Annotated in this window: 12 protein-coding genes and 1 tRNA gene; 11 read left to right on the top strand and 2 right to left on the bottom strand. The window is 64.7% G+C overall.

Going from position 1 to position 13,853, the window contains the following annotated elements; genetic code table 11:
* The first annotated feature begins 301 nt into the window (after positions 1-301).
* On the top strand, positions 302-979 hold the full coding sequence (locus RFM52_RS31325) for a GntR family transcriptional regulator (RefSeq protein ID WP_320298838.1): 678 nt from the start codon (positions 302-304) through the stop codon (positions 977-979).
* Positions 980-1,009: 30 nt separating this feature from the next.
* Here the strand turns inward: RFM52_RS31325 and RFM52_RS31330 are convergent, their stop codons facing one another.
* Positions 1,010-2,236: an aminotransferase class III-fold pyridoxal phosphate-dependent enzyme gene (locus RFM52_RS31330; protein WP_320298839.1), complete on the bottom strand. Its 1,227-nt coding sequence runs from the start codon at positions 2,234-2,236 to the stop codon at positions 1,010-1,012.
* 108 nt (positions 2,237-2,344) lie between these two features.
* Between RFM52_RS31330 and otnK the strand changes: the two genes are divergently transcribed.
* From otnK to RFM52_RS31380, 10 genes are all read left to right on the top strand, one after another.
* On the top strand, positions 2,345-3,622 hold the full coding sequence (otnK, locus tag RFM52_RS31335; protein WP_320298840.1) for a 3-oxo-tetronate kinase: 1,278 nt from the start codon (positions 2,345-2,347) through the stop codon (positions 3,620-3,622).
* Positions 3,622-4,272, top strand: coding sequence for a class II aldolase/adducin family protein (locus RFM52_RS31340; RefSeq protein WP_320298841.1), 651 nt, complete (start codon positions 3,622-3,624; stop codon positions 4,270-4,272). Before otnK ends, RFM52_RS31340 begins: the two co-directional genes overlap by 1 nt.
* A 128-nt stretch (positions 4,273-4,400) precedes the next feature.
* Positions 4,401-5,111 carry a GntR family transcriptional regulator gene (locus RFM52_RS31345; RefSeq protein ID WP_320298842.1) on the top strand — a complete coding sequence of 237 codons (711 nt, stop codon included), beginning with the start codon at positions 4,401-4,403 and terminating at the stop codon, positions 5,109-5,111.
* 234 nt (positions 5,112-5,345) lie between these two features.
* Positions 5,346-6,851 carry an ABC transporter substrate-binding protein gene (locus RFM52_RS31350; protein ID WP_320298848.1) on the top strand — a complete coding sequence of 502 codons (1,506 nt, stop codon included), beginning with the start codon at positions 5,346-5,348 and terminating at the stop codon, positions 6,849-6,851.
* A gap of 33 nt (positions 6,852-6,884) precedes the next feature.
* A complete protein-coding gene (locus RFM52_RS31355; protein ID WP_320298843.1) occupies positions 6,885-7,898 on the top strand; it encodes an ABC transporter permease in 1,014 nt (337 codons plus the stop codon).
* Between the two features lie 71 nt (positions 7,899-7,969).
* Positions 7,970-8,731 carry an ABC transporter permease gene (locus RFM52_RS31360; protein WP_320298849.1) on the top strand — a complete coding sequence of 254 codons (762 nt, stop codon included), beginning with the start codon at positions 7,970-7,972 and terminating at the stop codon, positions 8,729-8,731.
* Entirely contained in the window at positions 8,731-9,714 is a 984-nt protein-coding gene (locus RFM52_RS31365) for an ABC transporter ATP-binding protein (protein ID WP_430699314.1), read from the top strand. The genes RFM52_RS31360 and RFM52_RS31365 overlap by 1 nt, the downstream gene beginning before the upstream one ends.
* On the top strand, positions 9,711-10,736 hold the full coding sequence (locus RFM52_RS31370; RefSeq protein WP_430699315.1) for an ABC transporter ATP-binding protein: 1,026 nt from the start codon (positions 9,711-9,713) through the stop codon (positions 10,734-10,736). The genes RFM52_RS31365 and RFM52_RS31370 overlap by 4 nt, the downstream gene beginning before the upstream one ends.
* A gap of 27 nt (positions 10,737-10,763) precedes the next feature.
* Positions 10,764-11,609, top strand: a complete 846-nt coding sequence (locus RFM52_RS31375) for an SMP-30/gluconolactonase/LRE family protein (protein ID WP_320298846.1) — start codon at positions 10,764-10,766, stop codon at positions 11,607-11,609.
* Between the two features lie 37 nt (positions 11,610-11,646).
* A complete protein-coding gene (locus tag RFM52_RS31380; protein WP_320298847.1) occupies positions 11,647-13,314 on the top strand; it encodes a N,N-dimethylformamidase beta subunit family domain-containing protein in 1,668 nt (555 codons plus the stop codon).
* Positions 13,315-13,524: 210 nt separating this feature from the next.
* Here RFM52_RS31380 and RFM52_RS31385 read toward each other — a convergent pair.
* Positions 13,525-13,601, bottom strand: a tRNA-Met gene (locus RFM52_RS31385).
* Positions 13,602-13,853 lie beyond the last annotated feature (252 nt).

The following is a 13,853-nucleotide window of genomic DNA, read 5'->3' on the forward strand; positions in this document are numbered from 1 at the left end:
ATTCCAGGAAAAGTGTGAGCGGTTTTCCGTTCGGAATTGCATAAAAACAAAGGGATAGAGCGGTTTGCCGTTTCCGTGAAACGGTGAAACGCTCCAGAGCATGATCCCGAAAAGTGGGAAGCGGTTTTCGGAAAAGATCATGCTCCAACAAACAGCTGAGCAGGACGACGATTCTACGAAATCGTCATCCTGCACTAGCAGGCCCGGCAATACAGTGAAGGAAAAAGCGTCTATTGGTTATATCTTGTAGAATCATCGCCGGCAGAAGACGCCACACAACAATGCCGAGGAGACCTTCGCCGTGAACATTCAGCCGCTCGAGCAAGGCAACCTGTCCGCACGCGCTTATGTCGCCCTTCGCGAAGGGCTGATCGCGGGGCAGTTCCGGCCGGGCCAGCGCCTGGTGATGCAGGATCTCGCCGACCAGCTCGGCACCAGCGTCACCCCCGCCCGCGAAGCCTGCCTTCGGCTGGTCAGCGAGCGCGGCCTGGAACTGCGCTCGGGCCGCTTCGTCACCGTGCCGGCGCTGACGCTGGCGCGCTACATGGAGGTGCGCACCATAAGGCTGTCGCTCGAGGGCCTTGCCGCCGGGCTAGCAGCCCAGAATGCGACGAAGGATGACATCGACAAGCTGACCGCCATCCAGAAAGTCTTCGAGAAGGCGGACCGGGCCGGCGATCCGGAACTTTCATTCCGCTACAACCGCGACTTTCACTTCACCGTCTATCGACTGTCCGGCATGGAAATGCTGGTCGCTCATATCGAGAGCCTGTGGGTCTCGATGGGGCCGATGCTGACCGTCTTCTTCAAGGAAGGCGAGCACAAATATGTCGGCGCCGCCGAGCATCTGACGGTGATCGAGGGGTTGCGCGAGAAGAACTCGGAAAAAGCGCGCACCGCCATCGAGCAGGACCTCATCCTGGGCGGCGAGGATTTCCTGCGCTTCCTGCAGGGACACGAAGGCTTCGTCGCGTCCTGAAGCGCATCGAGCAAATCCGTCGCCGACGACCTATAGCCGCGCGACCGCTGCCAGAGCCTCATCCGTCACCGTCAGAGCCTCGTCGATATCGGTCTGCTGGTGGGCAGCCGACAGAAACAGCGTGTGTGCCGGATGCAGGTAGACGCCACGGGCGAGCGCTTCCAGGCAGAACGTGTCGCCGAGCTTGCGATCCACATCGTTCTCGAACAAAAGCACCGGCATCTGCACCGGCCCGCTTTGCCGCAAGGGCACGCCGTACTTGCGCGCCTGCGCGTCGAGGCCGTCGCGGAAACGCTGGCCCATGGCCTGCATATGCGCCACCGCATCGACGGCGCGCAGCTTCCGGATCGTGGCGATCGCCGCCGCCATCGACACACCGGCGGTCCAGAAGGAGCCGGTGGTGAAGATGCGCGTCGCTCCCTCGCGAAAACGGTCGTTGCCGGTGACGGCCGCCAGCGCATGGCCGTTGGCGATCGCCTTGCTCCAGGCGGCCATGTCCGGCCGCACGCCGACCGTTTCCCAGCTGCCGCACATATTGAGGCGGAAGCCGGCGCGCACGTCGTCGACGATCAGCGCGGCATCGGCGCTGTCGGCGAGCGCGCGCGCCTTTCGCGCAAACGCCACGGTCGGCAATTCATGCGGCTTGCCAAGGTCGTGCTTGAAGGCCGAGACCAGTATCGCGGCGAGATCGCCCCTGCACAGCTCGGCCGCAGCCTCCAGGCTCTCAACGTCGTTATAGTCGTAATAAACCAGATGCGCGCGGTCTTCCTCCGTGACGCCGGCGACCGAAGGCGAGCACCAGGGAATGGCGCCGTGATAGGCCCCGCGCGCGACCATGATCTTGCGGCGCCCGGTGCCCGCGCGCGCGATCGTCAGGCAGGCCGTCGTGGCGTCGGTGCCGTTCTTGGAGAACATCGCCCAATCGGCATGCGGGACGGTCTCGACCATGAGTTCCGCCAATTCGACCAGCCGCTCGCTCGGCCCGTTCATCGCATCGCCGAGCGCCCGCTGCCTGTCGGCCTCGGCCTCGACGTCGGCATCGCCATAGCCTAGAATCATCGGCCCCCAGCCGCAGAGGAAATCGATGTACTCGCGCCCGTCCACGTCCCAGGTGCGGCACCCTTGCGCGCGTGAGAAGTACTGGGGGTACCCGACCGGCAGGCGCGGTGCATTCTGATGCCCCCACATGCCGCCGGGGATGACGCGCTTTGCCCGGGCGCGCAAGGCGCCGTCGATGCTCTTCGAATGCTGGTCCATGGAAGGATGCCCCGTCTGACGTCGTTCCGCCCGACTCGCCAAGACTTGTTTGCAGCATTCGATATATCATGTATCATCTGCATACAATAGTTCGGGGACGCGGAGAAAATGCAGCCCATCATCGGCATCGTTGCCGACGATCTCACCGGCGGCATGGAAACGGCCGCGATGCTGGTGGCGCTCGGCGTCGACTGCGGCCTCGTGACCAGGCTTGCTCTGGTCCAGCATTTCGCCAACTCGCCCGCCGTGGTCGTCGCGCAGAAGACACGTGTCATTTCCGCCGCCGAAGCCGTGCGGAAATCGGAAGATGCCGCACAGCGGCTGCTCGACATCGGCGCGAGGCGGCTGTTTTTCAAATATTGCGCCACCTTCGATTCCACCGATGACGGCAATATCGGCCCGGTGGCCGACAGTCTGCTTGCCCTGACACGGGCTACGCACACCGGCTTCTGCCCGAGTTCCGGCGATCTCGCGCGCAGCGTTTTCCAGGGCCATCTCTTCGTCGGCGCGCAGCTCGTTTCGGAGTCGCCGAAACGGTTCGATCCGCTGACCCCGATGACCGATCCCAATCTCGTCCGCGTGCTGCAGCGGCAGTCGAAACTCGCCGTCGGGCTGTTGCCGCACAATGTCGTGCGGGCGGAGCCCGCCAGCCGCCAAGCCTATCTCGACCATCTGGTCGCGCAAGGTGTGCGGCACGTCATCATGGACGCGATCTATGCCGAAGATCTTGCCGCGGTCGCGGCGCTCACCGTCGATTGGCCGCTGATGACCGGCAACGCGCCGATCATCCGTCACTATCCCGCGCTTTGGCGCGAGCGCGGCTGGCTCGACGACGCGCCGCCGAAACGGCCGCTGCCGGCGGTGGAAGGCCCGGGCGTGGTGTTGGCAGGCAGTTGCGCGGAACGCACGCTGGAGCAGCTCGCTGCGTTCGAGCAGGCAAGGCCGGTGCATCGCATCGACATCGCTTCGGTCGGAAGCGTCGAAGCTGCGGTTGAGCAGGCGCTCGACTGGGCGGGCACGCATCTCGACGATGGCCCGATCGCGATCGCCACCTCCGCCGGCCCGGAGCAGGTCGGCACCGCGCAGGCAAGACATGGGCGCGAAGGCGCGGCAAGCTTCGCCGAGGCTATTCTTGGCAGGCTCTCCGTGGAACTGCGCAGGCGCGGCGTCCGGCGCTTCCTCGTCGCGGGCGGCGAGACGTCTGGATCGGTGGTCGAGCAGCTTGGAATAGATCGCTTGAGGATCGGCGCCTACCAGGGTCCGGGCATCGCGCGTGCGACGACGGAAGAAGGCGAGATCGTCGCGCTCAGCCTCAAATCCGGAAAGCTCGGACCACCCGACATGTTCTTGCCGACGCTGGAATCCATGCGGCATCCGGAGCCCTGATGATCAACGAAGACAATCTGCCCAACGCCATTGTGGAAACGGTCAGCCGTCTGCAGGACAAGGGCTTCAATCACGGCAACAGCGGCAATGTGAGCCGGCGGGTATCAGGCGGCATGCTGATCACACCGACGGGAGCCAACAGCAGCAATCTCACGCCGGACCGGCTCGTCCAAGTCGATCCCCACGGCGCCATCAGGGGCGAAGGCCTTCCATCCAGCGAATGGCACATGCACGCCGCGATCCTCGAGGCCTACCCGGCCGCCAATGCGGTGATCCATACCCATGCCGATGCCTGCGTGGCGCTGGCATGCCTGCGCAAGCCGCTGCCGTCGTTCCATTACATGGTCGCGGCCTTCGGCGGCACCGATGTGCGCTGCGCCCGCTACGCCACCTTTGGCACGGCCGATCTCGGGGCGTCGGCGGTCGAGGCGCTCAAGGATCGCACCGCCTGTCTGCTCGCCAATCACGGCATGATCGCCATTGGCAAGACGCTGGAAGCCGCCTTCCAGACCACCGTGAAACTGGAGACGCTGGCGCGTCAGTATCTGATGGCGTTGCAGGTCGGCGAGCCGGCCCTGCTTCCCGAAGCGGAAATGGAGCGGGTCGGCAAGCGATACGGCAATTACGGAAAGGGTTTGTTGCCCGGTTAGCAAGCACGGCGGCACTGTCCTTATGAACCGGATTTTTCGAATGGCTGCGGGCCCGCGATATGGACAGGTCCGGCGGCGTATGATCTTGAGAACCTTTGGCCAGATGCGAGAAGCGAGTCCGCTTACGAATGCAGAACCTGCCTGAGATCCAGGCGACGAGCCTGTCTTCGCAGATCTACCTGCGTCTTCGCCAGGAGTTGATGTCGGCGCGGCTCCATCCTGGCGACCGGCTGAAGATCCGTGACCTCGCCCAGCAGCTCGGCACCAGCGAGACGCCGGTGCGCGAGGCCATCTTCCAGCTGGTCAAGGACGGCGCGCTGGAGATGAAGCCGGGTTACTACATCCGCGTGCGACGGATCAGCCTCAAGGAATATCTGGAGTTGCGCGACATCCGGCTGGTGCTCGAGCCCTATGCCGCGTCAAAGGCAATGCCGCACATCGACGAGCCGTTCCTGAAAACCCTCGAGGATATCCATTACAAGCTGATCGAGGCCGAGCGCACCAAGGACTACGCGGCCGCGCTTCAGCACAATTATGACTTCCACTTCGCGGTCCATCGCAAATCGGAAATGCCGCATCTGATCGAGATGATCGAGAGACTGTGGATCCAGGCCGGTCCGTTGCTCAGCCTGCTCTACCCGCATGGCCACCCGACCTATGAAGGCCAGCACCAGCACGTCAACGTGATCGCCGCCTTGCGCGCCAAGGACGACGTGGCGCTGCGGCGCGCCTTCGAACAGGACCTGATCGAGGGCGGGCGCAAATTCGTCGAGCACCTCGCCGCCATCGAGAGCAGGGAAGACACCGCAGGCGAGCTTCCGCGACGGTCGCGGCGCTAGCCGACACCCTCCAGAAAACCCCGGCGTCCAGGCCCGCTCGATCCGAGGAGAAATCCCCGGATGGGCCGTGAAGCTAAGCTTTTCCGCCTTGCTCAACGCTGTGTTTTCACCGCTCGCCACGCGGCGCGGAAACCTCATCATGCGCGCTTGCGACCTTCATCATATATGATATATTCTATTTCCAGAGACCAAAATAAGGGGAGAACAATGAAGCTTCGCAATGGGATTTTGGGAATGGCGCTCGGCCTCTTGATGGGCGGCGTCTCCTACTCGGCATTCGCCGACGACGCGTCCACCTTCGTTTATGCCGATGCCGGCGAGCCGAGCACCATCGACCCGGCCAAGGCCAACGTGAACTGGGAGTTCACGGTCACCCGCAACATCTACGATCGACTGGTCGACTTCGACCTCTCCGATCCGTCCAAATTGCTGCCGGCGCTTGCAACGGACTGGAAGCAGGACGGCAAGGTCTGGACCTTCAAGCTGCGCGACGGCGTCACCTTCCACGACGGCACCGCCTTTGACGCCAACGACGTCAAGGCGACGCTCGACCGGCTGCTGAAGATCGGCCAGGGCCAGTCCTATCTGGTCGACGACATCGCCAGCGTCACAGTGGTCGATCCCAAGACCGTCACGATCGAGACCAAGGCGCCGACCGTCTTCCTCGCGTCCAACCTCAGCCGTATCGAGATGCTGTCCGACGAGGACATCGCCAAGCACAAGGACGATCTCGGCCAGGCCTGGTTCAACGAGAACGCCAACGGCACCGGCCCCTACGAATTCGTGTCCTGGACGCGCGGCACCCAGATCGAGTTGAAGCGCAACGACAAATGGTGGGGCAAGTTCCCGGAAAAGCCCTTCGACCGCGTGCTCGACCGTTTCGTCACCGACGGCGCCAACCGCGCCCGTGGCCTTGAAGGCGGTGAGTTCGACCTCGCCAATTTCGTGCCGCTCGACGAGGCGCTGCGCATCGGCACCAGCAGCGGCTTCCATCTGGTCGAAGGCAACAATCTGTGGGCCTGGCCGGCGATCTATCTCAACATGGATCTGGCGCCGACCAACAACAAGGATTTCCGCGAAGCGCTGGTAAAAGCGTTCGACTACAACGCCATGGTGCAGTCCTTCCAGGGCAGGGCCGAAGTCGGCCGCGGCCCGGTCCCGTCCTGGTTCCCCGGCAGCCCGGAAAAGGAAGAGGCCGAGATCAAGACCGACCTCGACGGCGCCAAGGCAGCGCTTGCCAAATCGGGTCTCGCCAACGCCAAGATAAAGTGCTCGGTGCCCGCCGGCTTCCCGGAATTCCGTTTCGCCGCGACCGTTCTCCAATCGTCGGCCCAGCAGCTCGGCGTCACCGTCGAGATCGAGGAGCAGCCCTTCGTCGAGGCGATCACCGCCATCAAATCCGACAAGAGCAACTGCTTCGTGCTCGGCAACGCCAACCTCAGTCCGTCGGACGCGACTAAGTTCTTCGCCGCGCACTATCTCAAGGGCGGGTTCTACAATTCCGGCAAATTCTTCGACCAGACGCTGCAAGACCTCGTGGCCAAGCTGCCGACGATCGCCGACCCGACCGAGCGCGGTAAGCTGCTCAAGCAGGCGGCCGATATCGTGGTGGACTCGCACTACATCATCTGGACCGCGCGGCCGAAGACCGTGGTGCCCGAGCCTGACCGGATCGGCGGCTACCGCATCGACCCGGCCGAATACATCAACGCCCGGTTCTGGGAAATGTACAGCAAGTAGCAGCAGCGGGGTGAGCATGCGGACAGCACGGTTGTGATCGCCTTCCTGTTCAAGCGTCTGGTGTGGGGTCTTGTCGTCCTCATCGCCGTCGCGGTCATAACCTTCTTCCTCAGCCGTGTCGTTCCGGCCGACCCCGCCGCCTTTCTGGCGGGCCAGAACGCCTCCGAAGAAACCGTGCAGCGCATCCGCATCGAGCATGGTCTCGACCGCCCGCTGCCGGAGCAGTTCGCTTCCTACATGATCGGTCTCGCCAAGGGTGACCTTGGCGAGTCCATCCGCACACGGCGCAGCGTCAGCACCGACCTCAAGCAGTATCTGCCGGCGACGCTGGAGCTGCTGATCGTCAGCTTCGTCCTCTATCTGGCGATCAGCTTTTCGCTGGCTGTCCTCGCCGCCCGCCGCCCCGGCGGCGCGGTGGACGGCGCGATCCGCCTTATCACCATGATCGGCACCGGCATTCCCGTCTTCTGGCTCGGCATGACGCTGCAGTTCTTCTTTTTCTACAAACTGCACTGGCTGCCGCTGGGCTCGCGCTTCCCGATCCGCGAGACGGCGCCGCCTGTGATCAGCGGCTTCCTGCTCATCGATTCCTTGCTGGCCGGCAGCCTCTCGGCCTTTCTCGTCAGCCTGAAGCACCTGGCGCTTCCCGCCGCGACCATCGTCGTCAACCTGCTCGCGGTCGGCACGCGGCTGTCGCGCGCCGCCCTCATCCAGGAGCAGAGCCGGCTCTACGTGCGCACGGCGCGCGGCAAGGGCCTGTCGCCCAACCGCATCCTGTTCAAGCACATCTTGCGCAACGCCTTGTCGCCGATCCTGACGGCGACCACCATGCAGTTCGGCTACATGATCAGCTGGGTGATCCTTGTCGAGGTCATCTTCGACTGGCCCGGCATCGGCCTCTACGCCTACCAGTCGTTCCAGGTCTTCGACTATTCGCCGGTCATCGCGCTGGCGATCGTCTCGACGGCCGGCTTCGTGATCATCAACCTGGTGATGGACCTTCTCTATCCGGTGATCGATCCACGCGTGCAGAGTGTCGGCTCATGAGCATTTCGACCCAGCTTACGCGCTGGACCATCGCAAGGCCGAGGGGCGTGCTGCTGCCGCTTGCGCTGCTGATGGTGGTGATCCTGGCCGCCTTCACGCTTCTGCCCGGCCTGATCGCGCCGCACGACCCGATCGCGCTTGCCATGGCAGACCGGCTGAAACCGCCGAGCCTCACGCATGTCTTCGGCACGGACGAGGGTGGCCGCGATGTCTTCTCGCGCATCGTCTATGGCACCCGCTATTCACTGGGCGTTGCGATCGCCATCGTCTTCGCTTCCGCTCTGTTCGGCGTGGTCTATGGCGCGGTCTCCGGCATGGCGCGCCAGAGCATCGACAATTTGATGATGCGCATCGTCGACCTGTTTTTCGGCTTCCCGGCGCTGGTGCTGGCGTTGGCCGTCGCCGCCTCGATCGGGCGCGGCCTCGACAGCGTGGCGCTGTCGCTCGCGATAATCTGGTGGCCGGGCTATGCGCGGCTGGTGCGCGGCGAGGTGCTGCGCCTGCGCGAACGGCCGCATGTCGAGGCCGCCCGCGCGCTCGGCGTGTCGGAGATGACCATCCTGCGCCGCCACATCATTCCTTTCGTCATCCAGGAGGTGAATGTGCGCGTCACCACCGACATCGGCTACGCGCTGGTCGCCGTCACCGCCCTTTCCTTCCTCGGTCTCGGCGCCAATTCGCCGACCCCGGAATGGGGCCTGCTGATCCGCGACTCGCGTCCCTATTTCGGGTCGGCCTGGTGGTATCTGGTCTTTCCCGGCACCATGATCATGCTGACCGCCACCGCCTTCTCACTGATCGGCGACGCGCTCGCGTCGAGGCGGGCCGCATGATCCTGTCGGTTCGCGACTTCGCAATCGGCTTCCAGCGCGAGGGCCAGAACCTCGTCGCCGTGGACGGCATTTCCTTCGACGTCGCCGAGGGCGAGACCTTCGTCATCATCGGCGAGTCCGGCTCGGGCAAATCGCTGACCGGCATGTCGATCGCCGGCCTGCAGCCGCCCACCGCCTTCGTCTCCGGCTCGATCCGCTTCAAGGACCGCGAAATGCTGAAACGGCCCGATGCCGAACTGCGCAAGCTGCGCGGCCCGGAGATCGGCCTGATCTATCAGGACCCGCTGAGCTCGCTGAACCCGGTCTGGCCGGTCGGTGACCAGATCGCGGAGACCCTCGTCGCGCACGGCCTTGCCGGCCGCACCGAGGCAAGAAAGCGCGCCGTGGAGATGCTGGAGCGCGTCCGCATTCCCGACCCGCGCCGCGTCACCTCCGCCTATCCGCACGAGATCAGCGGCGGCATGCGGCAGCGCGCCATGATCGCGATGGCACTGGCCGCCGGGCCGAGCCTTTTGATCGCCGACGAGCCGACGGCGGCGCTCGACGTCACCATCAAGGCGCAGATGCTCGAGCTGCTTGCCGAGCTGAAGCGCGAGCTGGCGCTGACGATCATCCTGATCACCCACGACATGGGCGTCGTCGCTGAAGTCGCCGACCGGATCCTCGTGCTCTATGCCGGCCGCATCGCCGAGGTCGGGCCGGCCGATTCCATCATGCTGCAGCCCTCGCACCCCTACACCGCGGCGCTGATGACCAGCGCCATGATTTCGCAAACGCCGGCCAAGCAGGAGCTCAACGCCATCGTCGGCGGCGCGCCCGGGCTGGGCGCCTTCCCATCGGGCTGCCGCTTCCATCCGCGCTGTCCGCGCGCGCAGGACGACTGCAAGGCCATCGAGCCGCCGCGGCGCAAATTCGGCGCCGTGGAGCTTGCCTGCCACCATCCGATCGAGGCGGCGATGTCCCTTCAGGTCGCGAGGAGCTGACCATGGCGCTTCTCGAGCTCGATGCCGTCTCGAAGACCTTTTCGCAGCGCCGAGGCGGCCGCGCGGTGCAGGCGGTGGCCGGTGTTTCGGTGGCAGTCGGCAAGGGAGAGACGCTGGGGCTGGTCGGCGAGAGCGGATGCGGAAAATCCACCCTTGCCCGGCTGGCACTCAAGCTGGTCGACGTGACGGACGGGCGCGTGCGCTTCGACGGCATCGACGTGACCGGATTCGCCAGCCGGCGCATGCTGCCGATCCGCCGCCGCCTGCAGGCCGTGTTCCAGGATCCGCTCGCCTCGCTCAACGCGCGCATGACCATCGCCGAAGTGATGCGCGAGCCGTTTGATACCCATGGCGTCAAGCTTGGCGCCGGGCTTGAGGCGCGCATCCGCGAGCTTCTCTCCTTCGTCGGATTGGAGAACATCGACATCCAGAAACTGCCCGGACAGTTTTCCGGCGGCCAGTTGCAGCGCATCGCCATCGCACGGGCGCTGGCGCTCGAACCGGAAATCATCGTCGCCGACGAGCCGACCTCGGCGCTCGATCCGTCGATCCAGGCGCAGATCGTCAACCTGATGCTGCAGATCCAGCGCAAGCGCGGCATCTCCTACCTGATCATCTCGCATGACCTCGACGTCATCGGCCATGTCGCCGACCGCATCGCGGTGATGTATCTCGGCACCATCATCGAGCAGGGAACGGCCGACACGATCATGCAGCGGCCGCTGCATCCCTACACGCAGGCGCTATTGTCGGCCGCGCCGACGCTTGCCGCGCGCCGCCAGGTCGGCTGGAAGCGCATCATGCTCACCGGCGATCCGCCCAATCCGGCCGACGTGCCATCCGGCTGCCGGTTCCACCCGCGCTGCCATCTGGCGCGCGACATCTGCCGGGAGAAAGTACCGCCGCTGCGCGCCATGCCCGGCACCGGCCAGATGGTGGCCTGCCACCTTGCGCCCGAAGAAACGGCACGGGCGGGCGCCGAGGTGGGACGCGCCAGGCGCGGGCTGGCCGCCGCCAGCTAGAAGCACATCGAAGGGGAGAGAGGCGCTATGAAACGGTCGAAGGAAATCCATGTGACGGGCCTGGGCTTCCCGGAGGGGCCGGTGGCGCTCCCGGATGGTTCGATCGCCTTCGTCGACCTGCTGCATGCCAAGGTCCGCGCCTTCAAGGACGGCGAGGTGCGCGAATTGGCAACGCTGCCTGGCGCGCCCAACGGCATGCGGCTTGGCCCGGATGGGGCGCTCTATGTCTGCAACAATGGCGGCCTTGCGCCGGAATCGCTTGAGAAGCTGCACTTCGCCGCGCCGATGATCCCCGGCTGCATCCAGCGCCTGCAACTCGACGGTCGCTGGGAGAATTTCGCCGACCAGTTGCCGGGCGCAAAACCGTCGCGGCCGAACGACCTGATCTTCACGCCGGCAGGCGAGATCGTGTTCACCGACCCGCAGAACTGGGAGGTGCTGGGCGCCGACGTTGCGGCCTATCATGGCGGGCAGTTGCTTGCGGCAGGACAGGACCGGAAGGTCCGCGCGCTGGCCAAGATGACCGGCTTTCCGAACGGGCTGGTGTTCCATCCCGATGGCCCGCTGATCGTCGGCATCACCATGGAGCATCGTCTGCTGCGCTTCGACTGGAACGGCGGCAGCGTCGGCGCGATGACCGAATGGGTTCTTCTCGACGATCGCTTCAATCCCGACGGCATGGTCGTCCACGAGGGCCTGCTCTACGTCACCGGCAGCACCGGCGACCGGGTCGCCATCCTCGACACCACTGGACGGCTGGTCGAGATGATTGATTGCGGCGAAGGCAGCGACCCGACCAATTGCTGCGTCCATGACGGCCGGCTCTGGGTGACGCTTGGCCTGCCCGGCCAGCTCGTCTCGTACACGCTTTGACCGACCTTTCCAGCTGATGATCTGAGTGAGCAAGCCCATGTCCCGTGAAGACGATTTTGTTCCGCCCGAGCTCGGCCCCGTCAACATCCGCCCGCGCAAAGCCTGGGCGATGTCCGCCGACGAGCATTGGCACTCCAATCCCTGGTACGAGGCGCCGCGCGGCGACCCCGCCCTGCCCGAGGTCTATACCTACACGGACACGATGTCCTACGACCCGGGCGACGAGGTCGTCTTCCACTCCTCGACCACCGCACCGCATTGGACCCTGGAGATCTACCGCGACGGCTATCGGCCGGAAACCGTCCACAAGGTCGAGGACATCGCCGGCGTCTTCGCGCCGACGCCGGCGGATGCATACCGCTCCGGCTGCGGCTGGCCCGTCAGCCACCGCTGGCGCCTGCCGGCCGATCTGCGCTCGGGCTTCTACCGCGTCGTCTCGACCTGCGCCCGCGCCAATGGCGGCAAGTTCGTCCAGCACCATTTCTTCGTCGTGCGGCCGACAGCGGCGACGCGACGCGCGAAGATCCTGATGATCCTACCGACAGGCACCTGGACCGCTTACAATGATTTCGGCGGCGCCAACCACTATTTCGGCGTTGTCGGTCCGAGCAAGGACCAGCCCTCGCCCGTGCTTTCGCTCGAACGCCCGTGGACTCGCGGCGTCGTCTGGTTGCCGCCCGGGGCGCCGCGCATCTGCGCCGACCCGCTGCCGGAGTTCGGCGACGCGCCGCGCTACCCGATGAAGGAATGGGCCTATGCCAACGGCTTCGGCCAGTATTACGCCGCCGCCGGCTGGGCGCAGTTCGACCGCCATTTCGTGCTGTGGGCGGAGAAGGAAGGCTACGAGCTCGATATGATCACGCAGACCGACCTGCACTACAGGCCGGAACTGCTCGATGCCTATCCGTGCGTGACCATTGTCGGCCACGACGAATACTGGACCCGCGAGATGCGGCTGGCGATCGAAGCCTATGTCGAGCGCGGCGGCAGGCTTGCGCGCTTTGGCGCCAACTTCCTCTGGCAGATCCGCCTGGAGGACGACGGCAAGCGCCAGATCTGCCACAAGTTCAACGCCATCAACGCCGATCCGGTCGCCGGCACCGACTTGGCGCATCTGCTCTCAACCGCCTGGGAAGACAAGGACGTCGCCTGGCCTGGCGCCTCGACGGTCGGCGTCAACGGGTTGCATGGGCTCTATGCCTCCTGGGGCGGCTTCGCGCCGCACGGCCAGAAAGGGTTCACCGTCTACCGGCCGGAGCACTGGGTGTTTGCCCGCACCGGGCTGCACTATGCCGACATCTTCGGCGACAAGGAGCGCATCTTCGCCTACGAGGTCGATGGTCTCGACTACACGTTCAGGCATGGCCTGCCCTACCCCGTCCCGGTCGACGGCCAGCCGGAAACGCTCGAGATCCTCGCCATGGCGCCGGCGGTGCTTGCCGAGGACGAGCCGGACGGCGAAGGCTTCCGCTATTACGTCCGCAGCAGCGACCATGAGGGCCTGGTGAAATGCGTCACCGGCGAGGTGACGCCGGAAGGGCTCGCCCGCTACAAATACGGCGCCGGCATGATGGTGCATATGACGCGCGGCAAGGGCGAGGTGCTGACCGCCGCGACATGCGAGTGGGTGATGGGTCTCAAGCGCGGCGACCGATTCACCGAGCAGATCACCCGCAACGTGCTCGACCGTTTCACCAACGCATGACGCCGGTTGTCGGAGAATCGTCGCAATAATGAGTCTTTGGACGGTCAGTCGCAAAGCTCAGTTCTTCTTTGCTCTCCCGCGACCAGCCTTTCCCAAAGTTGGAGTTTGAACGGCAGGCAGCTAACTATGGCGGACCGCCGCGATCGCGTGACCGCCCAACAATAAGGCCGCCTCGATCAGATCGAGACGGCCAGAGATTTATGATGAAAGTGGTTGCGGGGACAGGATTTGAACCTGTGACCTTCAGGTTATGAGCCTGACGAGCTACCGGGCTGCTCCACCCCGCGTCACCTACGAGCAAGCGTTTGCTTGCGACTACGAGCAAGCGTTTGCTTGCGAGCTTAGAGGTAAGTTTGAGCTTACCGTATTCAGAAGGGCGCCAAATGAAAGGGCCGCTTGCGCGGCCCGGGATCCCGTTTGGCGGGCCTTATCGTAGAGAGAAGATTTAGTCTCGACCCGGATATCCCGGATTTGAGGTGAACGTGCGCTTAGCAGACCTGGCAGCGACCTACTCTCCCGCGTCTTGAGACGAAGTACCA

Origin of the sequence: Mesorhizobium humile, assembly GCF_033977215.1 — a bacterium.
Taxonomy (GTDB): domain Bacteria; phylum Pseudomonadota; class Alphaproteobacteria; order Rhizobiales; family Rhizobiaceae; genus Mesorhizobium; species Mesorhizobium humile.

Excerpts from the sequence above, each read along its gene's own strand:
- RFM52_RS31330 (WP_320298839.1), bottom strand. The coding sequence starts at position 2,236 with ATGGACCAGCATTCGAAGAGCATCGACGGCGCCTTGCGCGCCCGGGCA.
- otnK (WP_320298840.1), top strand. The coding sequence starts at position 2,345 with ATGCAGCCCATCATCGGCATCGTTGCCGACGATCTCACCGGCGGCATG.
- RFM52_RS31340 (WP_320298841.1), top strand. The coding sequence starts at position 3,622 with ATGATCAACGAAGACAATCTGCCCAACGCCATTGTGGAAACGGTCAGC.
- RFM52_RS31345 (WP_320298842.1), top strand. The coding sequence starts at position 4,401 with ATGCAGAACCTGCCTGAGATCCAGGCGACGAGCCTGTCTTCGCAGATC.
- RFM52_RS31350 (WP_320298848.1), top strand. The coding sequence starts at position 5,346 with ATGGCGCTCGGCCTCTTGATGGGCGGCGTCTCCTACTCGGCATTCGCC.
- RFM52_RS31360 (WP_320298849.1), top strand. The coding sequence starts at position 7,970 with ATGGTGGTGATCCTGGCCGCCTTCACGCTTCTGCCCGGCCTGATCGCG.
- RFM52_RS31375 (WP_320298846.1), top strand. The coding sequence starts at position 10,764 with ATGAAACGGTCGAAGGAAATCCATGTGACGGGCCTGGGCTTCCCGGAG.
- RFM52_RS31380 (WP_320298847.1), top strand. The coding sequence starts at position 11,647 with ATGTCCCGTGAAGACGATTTTGTTCCGCCCGAGCTCGGCCCCGTCAAC.